Annotated in this window: 22 protein-coding genes, 1 tRNA gene, 1 pseudogene and 1 CRISPR repeat array; of the genes and pseudogenes, 16 read left to right on the top strand and 8 right to left on the bottom strand. The window is 71.1% G+C overall.

Features of this window, described 5'->3' with window-relative positions; genetic code table 11:
* Positions 1-44: 44 nt before the first annotated feature.
* Positions 45-938: direct repeats of the CRISPR family, unit length 36 nt; unit sequence GCTGCGGTTTGCGGCCGCACCGGGCATCGCTACACT.
* A 48-nt stretch (positions 939-986) separates the two neighbouring features.
* From cas2 to cas9 (ACTIFU_RS16780), 4 genes and pseudogenes are all read right to left on the bottom strand, one after another.
* Positions 987-1,340 (bottom strand): CRISPR-associated endonuclease Cas2, encoded by a 354-nt coding sequence (gene cas2 / locus ACTIFU_RS16795; RefSeq protein WP_439579472.1) that lies wholly within the window; start codon positions 1,338-1,340, stop codon positions 987-989.
* On the bottom strand, positions 1,312-2,253 hold the full coding sequence (gene cas1, locus ACTIFU_RS16790) for a type II CRISPR-associated endonuclease Cas1 (RefSeq protein WP_439579471.1): 942 nt from the start codon (positions 2,251-2,253) through the stop codon (positions 1,312-1,314). Before cas1 ends, cas2 begins: the two co-directional genes overlap by 29 nt.
* Positions 2,250-5,045 carry a type II CRISPR RNA-guided endonuclease Cas9 gene (gene cas9 / locus ACTIFU_RS16785; RefSeq protein WP_439579470.1) on the bottom strand — a complete coding sequence of 932 codons (2,796 nt, stop codon included), beginning with the start codon at positions 5,043-5,045 and terminating at the stop codon, positions 2,250-2,252. Before cas9 (ACTIFU_RS16785) ends, cas1 begins: the two co-directional genes overlap by 4 nt.
* A gap of 176 nt (positions 5,046-5,221) precedes the next feature.
* Positions 5,222-5,623 (bottom strand): annotated as a pseudogene (gene cas9, locus ACTIFU_RS16780) (type II CRISPR RNA-guided endonuclease Cas9); the annotation flags it as partial.
* A gap of 331 nt (positions 5,624-5,954) precedes the next feature.
* Here cas9 (ACTIFU_RS16780) and ACTIFU_RS16775 point away from each other — a divergent pair.
* The 9 genes from ACTIFU_RS16775 to ACTIFU_RS16735 are packed head-to-tail and all read left to right on the top strand — an operon-like array spanning position 5,955 to position 10,189.
* Positions 5,955-6,077, top strand: coding sequence for a hypothetical protein (locus ACTIFU_RS16775; RefSeq protein WP_439579469.1), 123 nt, complete (start codon positions 5,955-5,957; stop codon positions 6,075-6,077).
* A complete protein-coding gene (locus ACTIFU_RS16770; RefSeq protein ID WP_439579468.1) occupies positions 6,074-6,916 on the top strand; it encodes a PD-(D/E)XK nuclease family protein in 843 nt (280 codons plus the stop codon). The genes ACTIFU_RS16775 and ACTIFU_RS16770 overlap by 4 nt, the downstream gene beginning before the upstream one ends.
* Entirely contained in the window at positions 6,913-7,809 is an 897-nt protein-coding gene (gene bet, locus ACTIFU_RS16765; protein WP_439579467.1) for a phage recombination protein Bet, read from the top strand. Before ACTIFU_RS16770 ends, bet begins: the two co-directional genes overlap by 4 nt.
* Positions 7,809-8,063, top strand: a complete 255-nt coding sequence (locus ACTIFU_RS16760; protein ID WP_439579466.1) for a hypothetical protein — start codon at positions 7,809-7,811, stop codon at positions 8,061-8,063. The genes bet and ACTIFU_RS16760 overlap by 1 nt, the downstream gene beginning before the upstream one ends.
* 2 nt (positions 8,064-8,065) lie before the next feature.
* Complete coding sequence (locus ACTIFU_RS16755; protein WP_439579465.1) at positions 8,066-8,257, top strand: hypothetical protein; 192 nt, start codon at positions 8,066-8,068, stop codon at positions 8,255-8,257.
* Between the two features lie 7 nt (positions 8,258-8,264).
* Positions 8,265-8,549, top strand: coding sequence for a hypothetical protein (locus ACTIFU_RS16750; protein WP_439579464.1), 285 nt, complete (start codon positions 8,265-8,267; stop codon positions 8,547-8,549).
* A complete protein-coding gene (locus tag ACTIFU_RS16745; protein WP_439579463.1) occupies positions 8,528-8,914 on the top strand; it encodes a DUF4326 domain-containing protein in 387 nt (128 codons plus the stop codon). Before ACTIFU_RS16750 ends, ACTIFU_RS16745 begins: the two co-directional genes overlap by 22 nt.
* A complete protein-coding gene (locus tag ACTIFU_RS16740; protein ID WP_439579462.1) occupies positions 8,886-9,152 on the top strand; it encodes a helix-turn-helix transcriptional regulator in 267 nt (88 codons plus the stop codon). Before ACTIFU_RS16745 ends, ACTIFU_RS16740 begins: the two co-directional genes overlap by 29 nt.
* Positions 9,149-10,189, top strand: coding sequence for a tyrosine-type recombinase/integrase (locus ACTIFU_RS16735; RefSeq protein WP_439579461.1), 1,041 nt, complete (start codon positions 9,149-9,151; stop codon positions 10,187-10,189). The genes ACTIFU_RS16740 and ACTIFU_RS16735 overlap by 4 nt, the downstream gene beginning before the upstream one ends.
* Positions 10,190-10,268: 79 nt before the next feature.
* Here ACTIFU_RS16735 and ACTIFU_RS16730 read toward each other — a convergent pair.
* A tRNA-Ala gene (locus ACTIFU_RS16730) sits at positions 10,269-10,344 on the bottom strand.
* 127 nt (positions 10,345-10,471) lie between these two features.
* Here ACTIFU_RS16730 and ACTIFU_RS16725 point away from each other — a divergent pair.
* From ACTIFU_RS16725 to ACTIFU_RS16710, 4 genes are read left to right on the top strand one after another with little or no spacing between them, the layout of a single operon-like run.
* Positions 10,472-10,762: a YggT family protein gene (locus ACTIFU_RS16725; RefSeq protein ID WP_439579460.1), complete on the top strand. Its 291-nt coding sequence runs from the start codon at positions 10,472-10,474 to the stop codon at positions 10,760-10,762.
* Positions 10,759-11,043 (top strand): DUF167 domain-containing protein, encoded by a 285-nt coding sequence (locus ACTIFU_RS16720; protein ID WP_439579459.1) that lies wholly within the window; start codon positions 10,759-10,761, stop codon positions 11,041-11,043. The genes ACTIFU_RS16725 and ACTIFU_RS16720 overlap by 4 nt, the downstream gene beginning before the upstream one ends.
* Positions 11,040-11,888: a bifunctional methylenetetrahydrofolate dehydrogenase/methenyltetrahydrofolate cyclohydrolase FolD gene (gene folD, locus ACTIFU_RS16715; protein ID WP_439579458.1), complete on the top strand. Its 849-nt coding sequence runs from the start codon at positions 11,040-11,042 to the stop codon at positions 11,886-11,888. The genes ACTIFU_RS16720 and folD overlap by 4 nt, the downstream gene beginning before the upstream one ends.
* The gene (locus ACTIFU_RS16710; RefSeq protein WP_439579457.1) at positions 11,885-12,124 is read left to right on the top strand and encodes a hypothetical protein; all 240 of its coding nucleotides are present in this window, start codon (positions 11,885-11,887) and stop codon (positions 12,122-12,124) included. Before folD ends, ACTIFU_RS16710 begins: the two co-directional genes overlap by 4 nt.
* Before the next feature lie 6 nt (positions 12,125-12,130).
* Here ACTIFU_RS16710 and ACTIFU_RS16705 read toward each other — a convergent pair whose 3' ends face one another.
* Positions 12,131-12,625: a tellurite resistance TerB family protein gene (locus ACTIFU_RS16705; protein ID WP_439579456.1), complete on the bottom strand. Its 495-nt coding sequence runs from the start codon at positions 12,623-12,625 to the stop codon at positions 12,131-12,133.
* A 158-nt stretch (positions 12,626-12,783) separates the two neighbouring features.
* Here ACTIFU_RS16705 and ACTIFU_RS16700 point away from each other — a divergent pair, with 158 nt between their 5' ends.
* A complete protein-coding gene (locus tag ACTIFU_RS16700) occupies positions 12,784-13,323 on the top strand; it encodes a BPSL0067 family protein (RefSeq protein WP_439579455.1) in 540 nt (179 codons plus the stop codon).
* 126 nt (positions 13,324-13,449) lie between these two features.
* Here the strand turns inward: ACTIFU_RS16700 and ACTIFU_RS16695 are convergent, their stop codons facing one another.
* Positions 13,450-13,896, bottom strand: coding sequence for an SRPBCC family protein (locus ACTIFU_RS16695; RefSeq protein ID WP_439579454.1), 447 nt, complete (start codon positions 13,894-13,896; stop codon positions 13,450-13,452).
* Between the two features lie 86 nt (positions 13,897-13,982).
* Between ACTIFU_RS16695 and ACTIFU_RS16690 the strand changes: the two genes are divergently transcribed.
* Together ACTIFU_RS16690 and ACTIFU_RS16685 are read left to right on the top strand one after the other, a co-directional pair.
* On the top strand, positions 13,983-15,203 hold the full coding sequence (locus ACTIFU_RS16690; protein WP_439579453.1) for a hypothetical protein: 1,221 nt from the start codon (positions 13,983-13,985) through the stop codon (positions 15,201-15,203).
* 9 nt (positions 15,204-15,212) lie between these two features.
* Positions 15,213-15,848, top strand: a complete 636-nt coding sequence (locus ACTIFU_RS16685) for a Vgb family protein (RefSeq protein WP_439579452.1) — start codon at positions 15,213-15,215, stop codon at positions 15,846-15,848.
* A gap of 56 nt (positions 15,849-15,904) precedes the next feature.
* Here ACTIFU_RS16685 and ACTIFU_RS16680 read toward each other — a convergent pair whose 3' ends face one another.
* Positions 15,905-16,126, bottom strand: coding sequence for a hypothetical protein (locus ACTIFU_RS16680; protein WP_439579451.1), 222 nt, complete (start codon positions 16,124-16,126; stop codon positions 15,905-15,907).
* Positions 16,127-16,224: the final 98 nt, after the last annotated feature.

The following is a 16,224-nucleotide window of genomic DNA, read 5'->3' as shown; positions in this document are numbered from 1 at the left end:
GCATCGCTACACTTCCGCGTTCTTCGAGGACGCGAGCCTCATCAGCTGCGGTTTGCGGCCGCACCGGGCATCGCTACACTGTCGCTTGCAGTCACTCAAGGCGGTAGCATGCTGCGGTTTGCGGCCGCACCGGGCATCGCTACACTGCGGGTTCCATTTCTCCGCGTCGCACGCGAGCTGCGGTTTGCGGCCGCACCGGGCATCGCTACACTGCACAGCGATGAAGCCGCGCTGCAATGCCAGCTGCGGTTTGCGGCCGCACCGGGCATCGCTACACTCCGATAGAGGTCTCGTCCACGATCGCCGAGGCTGCGGTTTGCGGCCGCACCGGGCATCGCTACACTCGAAGATATGCACTCGCGTTGCGGCTTCGTGCTGCGGTTTGCGGCCGCACCGGGCATCGCTACACTTTCGCCCGCCGAGGTCGCGACGCTGCGGGCGCTGCGGTTTGCGGCCGCACCGGGCATCGCTACACTTTGCGCGCGCGCAGTCGGAACACATCAACGGCTGCGGTTTGCGGCCGCACCGGGCATCGCTACACTGTTGAAGATCAGTGGCGACGCGCCGAGCACGCTGCGGTTTGCGGCCGCACCGGGCATCGCTACACTGCGAGGTCGGCGAGCGCCGCCGCGCCGGTAGCTGCGGTTTGCGGCCGCACCGGGCATCGCTACACTTTTGGCGAATGGCCATGTTCATTGCTGCGGGCTGCGGTTTGCGGCCGCACCGGGCATCGCTACACTGACGTGCGGCAGGCCGACGCGCGTCGTGGTGCTGCGGTTTGCGGCCGCACCGGGCATCGCTACACTCGTGGCGGGCACAGGTGTGTATCGGCTCGAGCTGCGGTTTGCGGCCGCACCGGGCATCGCTACACTGCGTCCCAGTGTCGCGACCAAGCCCGATGCGCTGCGGTTTGCGGCCGCACCGGGCATCGCTACACTGCCCTTCCGGCAACCGCCTGAAACGGCACACGAATCCGCCGGCGCACGCTAGAAAAACTCCAGCTGCGCCGGCGGAGTCTCCGGCGGCTTACGCCGTTTTCCGGCGAACACCTGGATCCGCGCGAACTGAGCATCCGTCACCGTCAGGAACCGCACTTCGCCCTCGGCCGGCACGCGCAGCCCCATCCGGCGGATATGCGCCGCGGCGCTGTCCAGGCTCGCGCAATGCCGGAAATACACGCTGAACTGCATCATCGCGAATCCGTCCGCCAGCAGATCCTTGCGGAAGCGAGCATAGGCGCGGCGGTGCGCCTTCGTCTCCACCGGCAGGTCGAACATCGCGAACACCCACACGGTGCGCCAGGCGATCGGGTCAAGAAGGGGTGGGCGCGGCGCCCTCATCCGGCTCCTCCGCTGGCTCAGGCAGGCCCGTCGGGTCCTCGGGCAGCCGCAGCAGCATCCGCCGGCCCCCGAAGCTTGCCGCCAGCGAAGCGGCCGAGCGGTGCAGCGCAAGCCCGAGCGGCATCGCCTGCCCGTCCATCCCCACCGCGATGTTCAGCACGCCGAGCAGATGCGCCTTGCGCGTCCGGTCAAGCTCGCCCTCGGCCAGCCCGGCGCCCGCCATCTCCCACACCACGCCATCGACGAACGGACGGAACGGCTCCATCAGGTCGGAGGCGAGCGCGAAGGCATCGCCGCGGTTGGCGTGGAACAGGCCGACCCCGGCGAGCAGCCCGGCGCCGACCACGGCGCGCGCGGTCGCCGCGCGCAGCACCGCGTAGCCGTAGTTCAGCAGCGGGTTCGGCGCCACGCCGGCACGGTCGCGCCGGAACGCCGGGCCGAGCAGCCGCGGCCAGTAGCGCTGCGCGCCCTGCGCCTCCAGGTTCTCGGGGTCGCCGGAGCGCACGCGCCCGGCCATCGCATCGAGCCCCGCGTCCTGCCCGGTGGCGCGGCGCAGCAGGTCGCCCTGGCGGCGCAGCTTGCAGGCGACGATCGCCTGCCACAGCCGCTTGGCGAGCGGGCGCGGGCAGGCGAGCTGCGCGCGCTGCCGCTCGCCGGCGAGCGCGTTGGCGGCATAGGGCAGTACGACGCCCGCCGGCATGTGATCGGGGCCGCACAGGACGGTGGCGACCTTCGCCTCGGCGAGTGCCGCGAGCAGCGCGTGCGTGTAGGTGACCTGCGGGTTGTCCACTACCAGTAGGGCCATGTCCTCGACGGGAACGGTGGGGGCGCTGCCGTCCTCGCGAGCGACCACGAGCTGGCGGTGGCGCAGCGACAGGCGCGCGGGCGAGGAGATCTCGACCGTGCGCGTCATCGCGCCGGTTTCCAGCGCCCGATCGGATCGACGGCGACCTTGCACCAGCCGTCGTGGACACAACTCGGGCCGAGAGAGACTTCAGGCTTAGGTTCGTTCACAGAATGAAGCGGCTTGTAGAAGATGCGCCCGGCCGCATTGACCTTCCGAACGAGCGCGAAGTGCCGGGTCCCGTCAGTCTCACGAGAGAGCACGTCGCGCGGTCGCAACGCCATCACTAGCCGCCCGCCCTCGGGATGCTCGGGCAGCACGGCGGGTTCACCGCGGCGCACGCGCACCAGCGCCGTGCGCTTCGTCACAACTTCGTAGCGAACAGTCTCTCCGTGCCGGTAGATCGCGATGTGGTCGTTCGACCCGGGGCCGAGTTCCGCATGGATGTTCTCCGCGGCGTGCACGCGCATCACGCCCTCCTTGCGCCGGATGTGCAGCCGCACCCGTCGGATCACCGGCCCGCGCCCGGCCGCGATACCTTTCTCCACCCATCGGTTGCGGGTTGTCTCCGTCAACTTCAGACGGATCTCCTGCGCGAGCAGCGCCTTCAGCCGCCGTGCCGACGCCGCGTCGGGCGCGGCGCCACGCTGCCGGCGTTCCAGCACGAGCCCGTTCGCCGCCAGATGATCGAGGATCGCCTGCCGCACTCCCGCGTCGGCGATCCAGGCGTCTCGGCCGTCCTCGGGCGTACTCAGGATCTCCGAAGCACTGAGATCCGCCACCGCCTTGCGCTTGACGTAGATCGCCGAGCCGGCGGCCTCGCGCTGCCCCGTGTCGCCGAGTCGCGTCTCCTCATGCAACGGCCCCGACAGCTTCGCCTGTACGCGGTGGCTCACGAGGATCGCCTCCACCGCCGCCTTGGCCTGTTCGCGGAAGCCCGGCCACGGCAGGTGGAAGCCGGGCGGGCGCAGCCCCGTCTCACGGCGCTGCCACCAGCGCGACAGTTCCGCCACCGTGCGCGGCGAGGTCAGCGCCACAGCCAGCGCGTCAATCGCATGGTGGCGCAGATCGTCGCGCACCTTCGGCCCGCTCTCGGCGGCGCCATCCAGCAGCCGCCCGAGGCCGATCCCCCAGGCGCGCCGGAGCAGTGCCGTCGCGCGTCCCGGCACCGGCTGCACCGCGTTGACGCCCTCCTGTCCGCCGCCGAACAGCAGCCCGAGATACGGGCGCGCGGCGCGGGCGATAAACGCCGTGTCCACTAGCTGGCGGTTCGTGAAGCCCGCCTCGTCGGTCTCCGGGTCCTCCAGCGTCGCCTTCAGGCAGCGTCGCCGCTTCGCGTCGGGCCAGCCGGCATTCTTCATCTGCGGCCAAACGATCGTCGTCAGATGTGTCCAGCGATCGGCATCGCCCGAGAGCCACTCGAAGGGTGTGCGCCGTCCCTTCGCCGCGTTCTCGCGCGCGAAGCACAGCACCTTGTTCGCCTGCGAATCGTCGAAGCTGCGGCTGACGGGGAAGACGTGGTCGATCTGCGTCGCCGAAGCGTCGAGGGCATCGGCGCAACTGATTGGATCGCCCGAATAGGGGCAGCGCCCGCCCTGCTCGTTGCAGAGCAGCCAGCGCAGCACGTTCTCCTCGCCCTCCGGCCCCTCCGCCGGCTTGCCGAGTTCCGCCACCTTCTTGCGTGCCTCGTCGCGCGCCCGCTCGCGCTCGCGCTGGCGTTTGTCGGTCTCGCGCCGCTCCTCGGCCGACTGCTTGAGATCGCGCGCGAACTCCAGCCGGATCATGTCGGGCCGACCGTGCGCGCGCAGCAGCGTGTTGACCACCTTGCGCAGCTCGCCGAGCGTGCGCAGCACGGTCGGGTTGCGGATGCCGGCCAGAAGTGCCGCCATCCTGTCGCGCACCCAGGTGTCCTCAATCCTGTGCAGTTCCGACGCGTTCGGCACCGGCAGCCGGTCGAGCGGCGGGCCGCTGTCGCGGCGGGCGCCATAGACCCGTTCCACGGCCGTCATGTATGGCGTACCCGACTCAAGCAGCGGCAGCAGATTGCGCATCGCCGCGAGGCTGTGCCGTGCCGCGCCGTCCGGCAGGTCGATGCGCGCGAGCGCCTCCGCCGCCTCTGACGGCAGTCCCCACTCGGTGCGCGCGCGCTCGGCCAGCGCGGCGCGCTCGGCCGCGATCCCAAAATGATCGCGGATTTCGAGAATCGCGGCGCCCTTCGTCGGCCGATACTCGATCCGGTGCCAAGCGCGACCGATCTCGGCGCGGATCGTCTCCCGCGTCGCTTCGGACAGCGCGTCCCACGCCGGCCCAAGCGCGGCCCCGAGCGCCGCCTCGGTGGCATTGCCACGCACCGTGGATTTCTCGCCGCGCTCGTGCGTGAAGCGGTCGCTCCGCCCGACACCGATCGCGGCGCGCAGCCCCGCCCAGGTGGGGCGGCGCTCGGCCTCCAGATACGCAATCGCCTTGGCCCGCTCGTCCGGATCGAGCTCGCGCTGGTTGCCCCGCTCCAGCCGGAGCGCGTTGACCAGTTGGAGCATCTCGAAGCGCTGCGTCAGCCACTCGGCCTTCAGCGCCCGTGGCGCGCCGGGTTCCAGATCGTCCGCGCCGACGGTGCGGGCGCGGAAGAAGGTCGGCCGCTGGGCGAGCGCAACCGCCTCAATGCGTGCCTTCAGGTCGGGCGTGAGCAGCGTCGGGTGGTGTTTCGCCTGCTCGGCCCACAGCGCCTCGAACTCCTCGCGCACCATGGGCCGGGTCTGGCCGACATTGCGCCGGCGCGGCGTGTCCCAGACCGGCGGCGCGGCGCCCTCGGGGTGCAGGTGGTCGTCGGATTGCAGATAGGTCGCGAGCCTGCGTCCGGCCAACCGGAGCGCCAGGGCCTCGCCGCGCGCCCGCTCCTCGTCCTCCTCGCGCGCGCGGTCGTCGGCCGGTTCGGGAGCGGGGCCGCCCCCGCCTGCCCCCGCCGGCGCCGCCGGCGCGGGGCCTCCTCGTCCTCGGCGGTCGCCGGCCCGGCCTCGGCCGGGCCGACCTTGCGGCTGCCCTGGAAACCGCGGCGCTTGAGCAGGTGGAAGATCGCCCAGCCTACCTCCTCGGAGGAGAGAGGACAGTCCAGCCCACGGTCACGCAGGGCGTACGGGTCTTGTCCCTCCGGCGGCTGCGCACGCTCATCGGGCAGGAGCCTCGCCTCGGCGAGCAGGACACGCAGATGCACCCGCCGCCAGCGCCGCCGCCGCACCTGTCGGCGCATTAGCCGCTTTTGCCGACGCCAAGCGTTAAGCGGGGAGCCCGGACCCTGCGCATCGATCTCGCGGGTCTCAGGAAACACACGAACGCCGAGACGAAGGATCTCGCCGTTCCCGTCGGTTGTGTCCCACCCGTCCCAGCGGATGACTGCGAAACCAACCGAGGTGACGCCCAGATCGAAACCCCAGATCACTTGCATGACGATTCCCTCTTGGATGAACGCGACCAGCGGGCTAATGTAACATCTGTGTAGCGATGCTTGGTGTGGCCGCTTGCCGCAGGCAAAACCTATCGTCCACACAGGTGCGGGCTGGGCATCCCGCGGACGAAGCGCCCCCTGACCCCCGCCTCGCGCGGGGGTCTTGCATTTCGTTCACAGAACATGCCGGCATCGCGGGCCGCACTCCGACAAAAGCTGTCGCCCGAGATCATGATCAGCGAGCAGCGCGTCAGAACGTGGCGTGCTGACAGCTGAGCGCTATTGCGATAAGCGCGTTGACTTTGAAGTGCGTTTTTCGCAATCTCGCACCATGCATCGCAGCTTTCCTACGATCCAGCTCGCCCTCGGCGCCGCAGCGCTCGCCGCCGGCACCTTCGGCTGGTTCTGGGCATGGTGGATCATCGCCCTCGCGATCGAGGGCGCCGCGCCGTGACGACGATCGTCCGCGCGTCGACGCTCTCGGCCTACACCGACTGCCCGCGCCGTGCAGCCGCGCGGATGATGCGCGCCGAGATCGAAGCGGCGGGCCATGCGCTCCGTTCGTTGCCTCACGGCGTCGGCGCGGCGGTCGGCATGGCGGTGCACGCCGCCGCCGCGATCACCCTCACCGAACGCCTCCGCACCGGCGCCCTGCCGCCGGCCGACGACGCGCGCGACGCGGCGCGCGACGCGCTGCGCGAGGCGATCGCTGGCGAGGTCGTCTTCGACCGCGACACGCCGGCGGCCGACGCGGCCGAGGTGCAGGCGCTGCGCATGGCGGACGCCTGGCGCGACGGCATCGCGCCGCAAGTGGAGCCGGTCGCGGTCGAAGAACGGCTTGAAGCCGAGGCGCTGCCCGGACTCGTCCTCTCCGGCCAGTCGGACGTGATCGCCCGCGAGGCGGGGCGCGTCCGCGACCTCAAGACCGGGGCGCGACGCGGGCATCATCGCCCGCAGCTCGGCGCGTATTCCCTGCTCGCGCGCACGCACGGCATCGACGTGCGCGAGGCGGCGGAGGACTTCGTCGCCCGCGTCGCGGTCAAGAAGGCGCAGCCGGCGGCCGAGACGCATCTGCACGACGTCACCGGCGCCGAGGTCGCGGCGATGGCGGTGCTTCGCCGGATCGACGCGGACATCCGCGCCTTCCGCTTCGGCGATCCCGAGCGCGGCGTCGCGCCGGGCGAACCCTGGGCCTTCCTGGCCAATCCGATGTCGAAGCTGTGCTCCGACCGCTGGTGCCCGGCCTGGGGCACATCCTGGTGCCGCGAGCACCGCCTCAAGGAGGAACCATGAACGCACGCCCCCAGCTTGCATCCCCGCGCGCGACGGAGGCCCTGCCCGCGATCGCGCCGGAGCGCCTGCCCTACCACCCTTCCGTACATGAGCGCTTCGGCATCGACCGCGCATCCTGGCGCGCGTTGGTCGAGGCGGTCTTCCCCACTGCGGAAAGCGTCGAGGGTGTGATCCTCGCGCTGTCGTACTGCAAGGCGCGCCGGCTCGACCCGATGAAGAAGCCGGTGCACGTGGTGCCGATCTGGGACCGTAAGCGCAAGCGATACGTGGACACCGTCTGGCCGGGCATCGGCGAGCTGCGCACCACGGCGATGCGCACCGGCCTCTACGCGGGCTGCGACGCCGCGCAGTTCGGGCCGGACATCACGCAGACCTGGCGCGGCAAGGTCGGCGAGGACGGGCGCGACGTGGTCGTGACCGTGACCTTTCCGGAATGGGCGCAGGTCACCGTCTATCGCATGGTCAACGGCCAGCGCGTGCCGGTGCCCGGGCCGCGCGTCTACTGGCTCGAAACCTACGCAACGCTGGGCCGCGATGCGCTGCCGAACGAGATGTGGCGCCGGCGCCCCCGCGGGCAGCTCGAGAAGTGCGCCGAGGCCGCTTCGCTGCGCCGCGCCTTCCCGGAGGAGATCGGCAACGAGCTCGCCGCAGACGAGATCGGCGCCGCGTCGCCCGACGAGACCGGCATCGTGACCACCACGGCGACGGAGGAGCCTTCGGGCGAGCCGGAGGCCCAGCAGCGTGCCGACGAGCCGGCGGAGGCGCCCCGCCGGCGCGCGCGGCGCATCGCGCAGCCGGAGCCTGCGCCGGATGACGGGAGCGAGCCTTCCGCCGCCGGCGCGCCGCCGGCCGACATCCCCGGCGAGGGGGCGCCGAAGGAGGAGCTCTTCTGATGCGGGTGAAGCGCGTCGAACTTGCCCTGGACGAGACGACCGGCATGCAGATGGCGGCGGTCGGCTGCCTGCTGATGGTCGCGCAGTTCATCGCGGATGAACGTCCGGACCACGCGGACGTGCTGCGGAAGGTCTCGCGCGCGCTGATCGCGCAGATACCCGAGGAGCGTCTGCACGACATCGTCCGCTTTGCCGCGGACATGGTGCGCGATGTGACCGCGGGCGAGGGGGCGGAGGCCGGCAAGGTGCACTGACCATGGCGGTCTCGATCGAGCGGCAGATCGCATGCGTCGAGCGCGAGATCGCGCTCCGGCGCCGGGCCTATCCCAGGTGGGTGCAGGCCGGGCGGATGACGCAGCGCGACGCGGACCGCGAGTTCGCCGAGATGGAAGCGGTGCTCGCGACGCTGCGCGGCCTGAAGGCCGAGGTCGAGCCGGTGATGCTGTGAGCCCGCGATGAAGGTCTGGCTGAACCTCTGGCGCCATCCGCGCGGCTCGCCGCCATACGAGGCAACCGTGCATACGTCGGAGGAGGACGCGGTCGAAACCGTGGCCGACGACGCGGAGGACCAGGCCGGCGCCTACGCGTGCACCGTGCTCATCGACCCCGCATCGCTTGAGCCGGCCCGGAGGCTCGACCTCAGCGATGCGGCGCATGAACTGGTGGAAGACCGGCGCATCGAACGGGAAGCTGGCGTGGCCGAAGGTCGGATGCTGGGATGGAGACAGGCGGGAACATGACGTCGGCGCCGCGACGGGTTCAGCTCCGGCGCGTCAGGGGATGGCGCTTGCCGCCCGACACCGTGCAAGTCGATCGCGCGACGCGCTGGGGCAATCCGTTCCGCTGCGACGATCCGGCTGATGCCGTGGCCGCATACCGCGCGTGGCTCGCGGGCGACACGGACGGCCTGATGCGCCTTGCCGGCGAGGCGCGCGGCTTCGCCGTTGTCGGAAACAGCGGCGCGGCGGCGCGGGACCGCATTCTTCGCGATCTGCCGAGGCTGCGCGGCAAGCGCCTTGCCTGCTGGTGCCCGCCGGACAGCCCGTGCCACGCGGACGTCCTGCTGGAACTCGCCGATGCCCACGCCGAAGCCGCACCGGGCTGACGGGCCGCTTCCGTTTGTGCCGCGCGGGCTGCGCACGCAGCTCGCTGCGCTCTACGTCGGCGTCCATCCGTCGACATGGCTCGCCATGGTGAAGCGCAACGAGGCGCCGGCGCCGGTCTATCTTACCGGCCGCATCCCGGTCTGGCTGCGCGAGGATCTCGACCGCTGGCTGGACCGTCGCGCCGGACGTGCCGCAACCTCCCCGGGCTTGACGAACAACCCGTGGGATCAGGCATGACCGTCGTGCGGCTGCGCTACGCGCATCGGTTCCGGGATCGCTACGGCACGGTGCGCTGGTATCTGCGCCGCCCCGGCTGTCCCCTCGCGCGCCTGCCGGGCGCGCCGGGATCGCCGGAGTTCATGGCGGCCTATCATGCGGCCCTGGCCGCAGCGCCGGCCGACAAGGACGCGAGGGACGGACCGCCGGGATCGTTCGCCGCGCTGGTCGTGTCCGTCTATCGGTCCCCGGAATGGTCTGCGCTGGCGCGGCAGAGCCAGGAGACCTATCGCCGGCTTCTCGAACGGCTGCGGGCGGAGCACGGGGAGAAGCCCGTCCGGCTCATGGAGCCGCGCCATGTGCGGCAGATCGTGACGGAGATGGGCCGGAACGCGCCGGCGCAGGCGAACCGCGTCCTAAGCCTGCTGCGCCTGCTGATGCGGCACGCGATCGACATCGGCCTGCGCGACGACGACCCGACGCGCGACGTGCGCCGGGTGCGCTACCGCAAGCGGCCCTTCGCCGCGTGGACCGAGGAGCAGATCGCGCAGTTCGAGGCGCGATGGCCGGTCGGCACGCGCGCGCGGCTGGCGTTCGACCTGATGCTCTATACCGGCCAGCGCCGCAGCGACGTCATCCGGCTCGGGCCGCAGCACCTCGTCGGCGGGAAGCTGCGGATCACCCAGCAGAAGACAGGAGCCGAACTGCTGATCCCGATCCATCCCGCATTGCGCGCGTCGCTGGAAGCGGCAGCGCCAGCGGGCCATCTCGCATTCCTGATCACCGAACTCGGTCGTCCGTTCGCGAGCGCGAATGCGTTCTACCAGCGGTTCAAGCCGCTCATCGTCCAGGCGGGATTGCCGACCAATCTGTCGCCGCACGGGCTTCGCAAGGCGGCAGCGCGCAGGCTCGCGGAGGCCGGATGCACGCCGCATGAGATCGCCGCGATCACGGGCCACGCGACGCTCTCGGAGGTGCAACGATACACCCGTTCCGCGGATCAGAGCCGGCTCGCGGAAGCGGCGATCGTGCGGCTGCGGCCGGGGGGCGAAAGGTGAACGCGGAATGCAAAACCGCCCGGCGTTCTGCAAAACCGGGCCGCTAACCAATTGATGCGTCTAGGGTGCTCGCGGCGGGTGGTGGAGCTGAGGGGAATCGAACCCCTGACCTCCTCATTGCGAACGAGGCGCTCTCCCATCTGAGCTACAGCCCCATGCCGCGGGCGCGGCGTTATTGTCCGCTGACCGGCCGAAGTCAAGGACGCCGGGATGCCGGCTTGCGTGCCGCCACGCCCGGCCGCTAGGGTCCGCCCGCCCCGCAGAACCGTGCCGGAACCGCTGATGTACGCATTCCTCTGGCTGATCGACACCGCGCTGAGCATCTATGTCTGGGTGCTGATCATCGCCGCGGTGTTCTCGATCCTGACGGCGTTCAACGTGCTGGATACCCGCAACCGGCTGGTCTGGACCATCGGCGACTTCCTCTGGCGCGTCACCGAGCCCGCGCTCCGGCCGATCCGCAGTTTCCTGCCCAATCTCGGCGGCATCGACATCAGTCCGCTGATCCTGATCCTGCTGCTCCAGGCGGCGCGGATCTTCCTGTCCACCACGGTCGCGCCGGCGCTGCTGTGAGCCTCACCGTCGCCGTGAAGGTCACGCCGAAGGCGCGGCATGCGGGCGTGCTGGGGATCGCCCCGGGCAAGGACGGGACGCCGCTGCTGCGCCTCGCGGTCACCGAACCGCCCGACCAAGGCCGCGCGAACGACGCCGTGCTGCGTCTGCTGGCGGACCGTCTGGGCGTGGCGCCCTCCGCCTGCACGCTGCTGCGCGGAGCGGGCTCGCGCGAGAAGCTGATCCGCGTCGACGGCGATGCCGGGACCCTCTCGGCCAGGCTGGCTGCGCTCGGCCGATGACAGCGGCGATCATCGACGGCCGTGCGGCCGCGGCGCGGCTGCGCGCGCGGGTGGCGGCCGAGGCGCGCGAGGCGGGGATCGCGCCGGGGCTCACCGTGGTGATCGTCGGCGACGACCCGGCGAGCCACGTCTATGTCCGCAACAAGGCCAGGGCCGCGGCCAATGCGGGGTTCCGCGAGGCGACCATCGCGCTGCCCGCCGAGATCACCGAGGCGGCGCTGCTGGACATCATCGCTGGGCTCAACGCCGACGACGCGGTGGACGGGATCCTGGTCCAGCTCCCGCTGCCGCGGCACATCCGCGCCGAGGCCGTGATCGAGGCGCTCGACCCGGCGAAGGACGTGGACGGGCTGCACCCCGTGAACGCCGGCCATCTCGCCAGCGGCCACCCCGGGCTGGTGCCCTGCACGCCCAAGGGGGTGATGACCCTGCTTGCTGAGACCGGCGTGGCGCTCGCCGGCGCGCGCGCGGTGGTGCTGGGCCGGAGCGTCCTGGTCGGCCGGCCGGTCGCGGCGCTGCTCACGGCCGCGGACGCGACCGTCACGCTGGCCCACAGCCGCACGCGCGACCTGGCCACGGAGTGCCGGCGCGCCGAGGTGCTGGTGGTCGCGGTCGGCCGGGCGGAGCTCGTGCGCGGTCACTGGATCGCCGAGGGCGCGACGGTGATCGATGTCGGCATCAACCGCCGCGCCGACGGGCGGCTGGTCGGCGACGTGGCCTTCGCCGAGGCGGCGCAGCGCGCGGCCTGGATCACGCCTGTGCCCGGCGGGGTCGGGCCGATGACGATCGCGAGCCTGCTCGAGAACACGCTGATCGCGGCGAAGGCGCGGCGGGTCCTGGCATGATCCCCTGGCGCGCGCTCCAGGTGGTCGCGGCGGTCGCGCTGATCGCCTGCATCGACCTCGCGCTGAAGGCCACGCCCGTGCGTGGCGACGACTGGAATGCGGGGCGGCTGCTCTATGCCGGCAGCGGCATGGTCACGGCGCTGACGCTGTTCGCGCTCGCTGCGATCGGCATCGGCCAGCGGCGGCTTGCGGAGCGGCTCGCCGCGATCGAGCAGGCCCTGACGAGGCGCGAGTAGCCCCGCTCAGCCCCAGTCGAGCACCGGCGCGCCATGCTTGGCGTGGATCGCGTCGACCAGCCGGCGCTCCAGCCCGAGCCGGCCGGCGAGCCGGCGCAGCCACGCATGCTCCGCGGGCTGATCGAGGTCGATCGCCATGAGGCTGGCGAGATAGACCTCGACCGACCGTCGTGGGCTGTCGCAGCACCCCTCGACCACCGCCTCGATGTCGAGCTTGGCGCGGAACTCTCGCTGCAGCCAGTCCTGCACGTCGGGGTCGAACTGCGTGGGCCCAATCCGGTCGAGCAGGCGTTCGCGCTCGTCGTCGGTGAGCCTCCCGTCTGCCTTGGTCGCCGCGATCATCGCGCGCACCAGGCGCAACGCGTGATCGGTCGCGGCGGGCCCGTGCGGCATGATCGCCCCGTCCCGGCCCGGTTCGGCCGTGGTCGCGAGGACGTGTTGCCTGGCCGCACGCTCCACCTCCGCAGCCAGGGCACCGGACCAGTGTCTTCTGGCGCTCATGGGACAGTCCTCCCTGTGGCGACCCCTCATGTGGGGAGGAGCGGCCGTCAGTGCATTGACCTGGGTCAGAGTCGGGACAAGGGGCGGGTGTGAACCGGCTCACTCGGCGCGGTCGGGGGCGCTGCCATAAGATCCGTTGTCAAAATGGAGGACCGGCGATGCCCAAGGGCTCACTGGCCGAGCTTCAGGCCATGGCGAGGGCCGACAAGGACTTCGCCGGCAAGGCCGAGATGCTGGAGTTCTACAAGGTCGAGAACCTGTCCAAGTGGAAGAAGCGCGCCACCCATGTGGGCAACGGCCAGTGCCCGATCCTGCCGCAGCTCGCCTCGGGCGCGCCGAAGGTGAAATTCTGGCGCAAAGGGCCGATCGTGAAGGGCAACGCCGCCGTGCCCGAAGGGGCCGTGATCGCGGCGGGCTGGAACGCCGACGGCAAGTATCCGAACCGCAGCCACGGCAACCATGCCGCCATCTACCTGCGCCAGACCGCGAAGGGGCTGGTGGTGCTCGACCAGTGGCTGGGCAAGGACATCGCCAAGCACGGGTTCGAGCGCACCCTGGCGTTCGGCAAGCGGAAGGGCGACGACATCGTCAACGGCGGCGACTACTTCCATGTCGTGGTGACGGACCGCTTCATCACCGAGTTCGAGTACATGATGATGGAGATCGGCCGCGCGCTCGCCGCCACCGGGGCATTCTGAGCGGGGCATTCGCTGTCAGCAACGTCGGCGCAACGACCTCCTCTGTCCTGTCCTTTCGCTGCGCCGCCTCCGCCGCGTTGGTCGAACGCCGCGGCGGAGGCTCCGTGTCAGAGTCGCCGCGAAGGCTCAGTCGGCCGTGTTGGTGATGCGGACATCCTCCGGATAGGGCGCGCCCTTCCCGCTCTCGACGAAGGACTTCAGGCTCATCAGGAACGTCGCCCACTTCGTGCTGCAATGGTGCATGAAGTCGGTCGGCTCGTGCCAGTCCTGATGCTTGAAGCGGAGCAGCGTGTATCTGTCCTCTGGCGCGAGATCGAAGCTCACCTTGGTGCCGATCCACTCGGCCGGTCCCTCGATCACCTGCCACAGCACGCGCCCGGCGGGATCGAGCGCGAGCACCTTCATGTCGAAACCGCCGCGATCGCCGAAGCGGAACGCGATCACGTCACCGACCTCGCTCTTTCCGCGCGTGTCGGTCGTCCACCAGCCGGCAAGCCCGGGCAGCGTGGCCAGGGCCTTGTAGCTTTCGCCGGGTGACGCCTTGATGCCGATCCGGTGCAGGATGTCCGGCATATCGATCTCTCCTTCCTCGTGGTGACGGGCAGGAGAATGGCGAGCGCCCCACGGGTTGTGAGAGTGACAAGTGTGACGCGATTGCGATGGACTCGCTGATCACGGCTGCGGCGCGTGCGCTCGCGGCGGGTGATGCGCTCGGCGCGCTGAACCGCATCGCGCTGCGCAACGACGCGGCAGCGCTTGCGCTGCGCGGCATCGCGATGGCGCAGCTCGGCGATCTCGATCGGGCGAAGGTGCTGCTACGCCGTGCGGCGCGCGGCTTCGGCCCGAAGGAGGCCGTTGCGCGCGCGCGCTGCGTCGTCGCGGAGGCGGAGATCGCACTCGTCTCGCGCGATCTGGGCTCGATGGCGAAGGCGCTCGACCAGGCGCGGGCGGTGCTCGAGCGGCATGGCGACCGGCTGAATGCGGCGCATGCGCGGCATCTCGAGGTCCGGCGCCTGCTGCTGATCGGCGCGCTCGACGCGGCCGAGCGCACACTCGCGGCATCGGACCCCGCGCTCCTCCCGCCCGCTTGGCGGACTGCGCACGAGCTCGCGGTCGCGGGTCTCGCGATCCGACGCATCCGCGTCACGGACGCGCGCGCAGCCCTCGCCCGGGCCGAGGCCGCAGCGCGCGAGGCGGGCATCCCCGCGCTGTCCGCGGAGGTCGAGAGCGCCTGCGGCGTGCTGAACAGGCCGGCGGCGCGCCTGATCGTGCGTGGCGAGGAGCGGCTGCTCCTGCTCGATGAGGTGGAGGCGCTGCTGGCATCGGGCGCGCTCGTCATCGATGCCTGCCGCCATGTCGTGCGTGTCGCGGACAGAGTGATCCCGCTCGCGCGGCGCCCGGTGCTGTTCGTGCTCGCCCGCGCACTCGCCGAGGCGTGGCCCGCGGACGTGCCGCGGAGCGTGCTGATCGCGCGTACGTTCGGCGCACGATTCACCGACGAGTCGCATCGTGCACGCTTGCGCGTCGAGGCCGGGCGGCTGCGCGCGATGCTCCGGGGCGTGGCGGCGCTGCGGGCGACCAAGCGGGGTTTTGCGCTCGCCCCGCGCAGTTCGGGCGAGGTCGTCGTGCTGGCGCGGCCAGTCGAGGACGAGCATGCCTCGGTGCTCGCGCTGCTCGCCGATGGTGAGGCGTGGTCGAGCTCGGCGCTTGCGCTCGCACTCGGCGTGAGCCAACGCACGGTGCAGCGCGCGCTCGATGCGCTCGCCTCGTCGCGCAAGGTGCAGCCCTTCGGCCGCGGCCGGGCCCGCCGGTGGATCACCGCGCCTCTGCCGGGAATCGCGACGACAGTGTTGCTCCCGGCACCACTGCCGTCCGGCTAGGCTGGCCGCATGAAGCGAGCAGCAGCCGAGATCCTCCACGAGTACGGACCCTTTCCGGACGTGGAACACGTCGCCGGCGTCACCTATGACGGCAGGCATATCTGGTTCGCCTCGGGCGAGAGGCTGAACGCGCTCGATCCGCAGAGCGGGACGCTGGTGCGCTCCATCGATGTCGCCGCGCATGCCGGCACGGCCTTCGACGGCGAGCACCTGTTCCAGCTCGCCGATGAGCGCATCCAGAAGATCGATCCGAAGACCGGCACGGTGCTGGCCACGATCCCCGCACCCAGCGGCGGTGGCTCAGGGCTCGCCTGGGCAGAGGGGACGCTCTGGGTCGGGCAGTACCGTAACCAGAAGATTCACCAGCTCGATCCCGCCACGGGGGCGATCCTTCGCACCATCGAGGCGAGCCGCTTCGTCACCGGCGTCACCTGGGTCGACGGCGAGCTCTGGCACGGCACCTGGGAGGGCGAGGAGAGTGATCTGCGGCAGGTCAATCCCCGCAGCGGCGAGGTGGTGCAGCGGATCGAGATGCCGCCAGGCGCCGTCGTGTCGGGGCTCGAGTCCGACGGCGCCGACCGGTTCTTCTGCGGCAACGCGCGCGGCGGGACCGTGCGCGTCGTGCGCCGTCCTGGGCGGGGCTAGTCCCCTTCCGGCCTGCGGGAAATGGTTCCGGGTTCGCGCGACCCGATGGAGCAGCCTCAGGCTGCCTTGCGCGCGACCAGGATGCTCGCGTCGCCGGGGGCCGCGCGGTAGCGGACCTCGACGTCCACGAAGCCCGCCTCGGCGAGCCCGCTTCGGTGCTCGCCCTCGCTGCGCGCGCGGCCCGCATCGTAGACGTTGAGGAAGACCAGGTTGAACCCGACCGCCGCCGCGGGCGCGATGCGGCTGTCCTCCAGGATGTGTCCCACGATGTAGATCATGCCGCCTGGCGCTACCGCCTTATACCAAGTCCTTCTGAGCGAGACTCACAAGGGGGATTCCCCGACGCGGGCGGGATCTGATACCAAGTCCTTCTGAG

The organism is Elioraea sp., assembly GCF_051860475.1.
Classification (GTDB): domain Bacteria; phylum Pseudomonadota; class Alphaproteobacteria; order Acetobacterales; family Acetobacteraceae; genus Elioraea.
Note: the sequence above shows the minus strand (reverse complement) of the source record. Positions and strands in the feature narration are given on the sequence as shown.

What these genes read in the sequence shown, in the direction of transcription:
- cas2 (WP_439579472.1), bottom strand. Translation starts at nt 1,340, where the DNA reads ATGAGGGCGCCGCGCCCACCCCTTCTTGACCCGATCGCCTGGCGCACC.
- cas1 (WP_439579471.1), bottom strand. Translation starts at nt 2,253, where the DNA reads ATGACGCGCACGGTCGAGATCTCCTCGCCCGCGCGCCTGTCGCTGCGC.
- ACTIFU_RS16775 (WP_439579469.1), top strand. Translation starts at nt 5,955, where the DNA reads ATGCATCGCAGCTTTCCTACGATCCAGCTCGCCCTCGGCGCCGCAGCG.
- bet (WP_439579467.1), top strand. Translation starts at nt 6,913, where the DNA reads ATGAACGCACGCCCCCAGCTTGCATCCCCGCGCGCGACGGAGGCCCTG.
- ACTIFU_RS16760 (WP_439579466.1), top strand. Translation starts at nt 7,809, where the DNA reads ATGCGGGTGAAGCGCGTCGAACTTGCCCTGGACGAGACGACCGGCATG.
- ACTIFU_RS16755 (WP_439579465.1), top strand. Translation starts at nt 8,066, where the DNA reads ATGGCGGTCTCGATCGAGCGGCAGATCGCATGCGTCGAGCGCGAGATC.
- ACTIFU_RS16750 (WP_439579464.1), top strand. Translation starts at nt 8,265, where the DNA reads ATGAAGGTCTGGCTGAACCTCTGGCGCCATCCGCGCGGCTCGCCGCCA.
- ACTIFU_RS16745 (WP_439579463.1), top strand. Translation starts at nt 8,528, where the DNA reads ATGGAGACAGGCGGGAACATGACGTCGGCGCCGCGACGGGTTCAGCTC.
- ACTIFU_RS16740 (WP_439579462.1), top strand. Translation starts at nt 8,886, where the DNA reads ATGCCCACGCCGAAGCCGCACCGGGCTGACGGGCCGCTTCCGTTTGTG.
- ACTIFU_RS16735 (WP_439579461.1), top strand. Translation starts at nt 9,149, where the DNA reads ATGACCGTCGTGCGGCTGCGCTACGCGCATCGGTTCCGGGATCGCTAC.
- ACTIFU_RS16725 (WP_439579460.1), top strand. Translation starts at nt 10,472, where the DNA reads ATGTACGCATTCCTCTGGCTGATCGACACCGCGCTGAGCATCTATGTC.
- folD (WP_439579458.1), top strand. Translation starts at nt 11,040, where the DNA reads ATGACAGCGGCGATCATCGACGGCCGTGCGGCCGCGGCGCGGCTGCGC.
- ACTIFU_RS16710 (WP_439579457.1), top strand. Translation starts at nt 11,885, where the DNA reads ATGATCCCCTGGCGCGCGCTCCAGGTGGTCGCGGCGGTCGCGCTGATC.
- ACTIFU_RS16705 (WP_439579456.1), bottom strand. Translation starts at nt 12,625, where the DNA reads ATGAGCGCCAGAAGACACTGGTCCGGTGCCCTGGCTGCGGAGGTGGAG.
- ACTIFU_RS16700 (WP_439579455.1), top strand. Translation starts at nt 12,784, where the DNA reads ATGCCCAAGGGCTCACTGGCCGAGCTTCAGGCCATGGCGAGGGCCGAC.
- ACTIFU_RS16695 (WP_439579454.1), bottom strand. Translation starts at nt 13,896, where the DNA reads ATGCCGGACATCCTGCACCGGATCGGCATCAAGGCGTCACCCGGCGAA.
- ACTIFU_RS16690 (WP_439579453.1), top strand. Translation starts at nt 13,983, where the DNA reads ATGGACTCGCTGATCACGGCTGCGGCGCGTGCGCTCGCGGCGGGTGAT.
- ACTIFU_RS16685 (WP_439579452.1), top strand. Translation starts at nt 15,213, where the DNA reads ATGAAGCGAGCAGCAGCCGAGATCCTCCACGAGTACGGACCCTTTCCG.
- ACTIFU_RS16680 (WP_439579451.1), bottom strand. Translation starts at nt 16,126, where the DNA reads ATGATCTACATCGTGGGACACATCCTGGAGGACAGCCGCATCGCGCCC.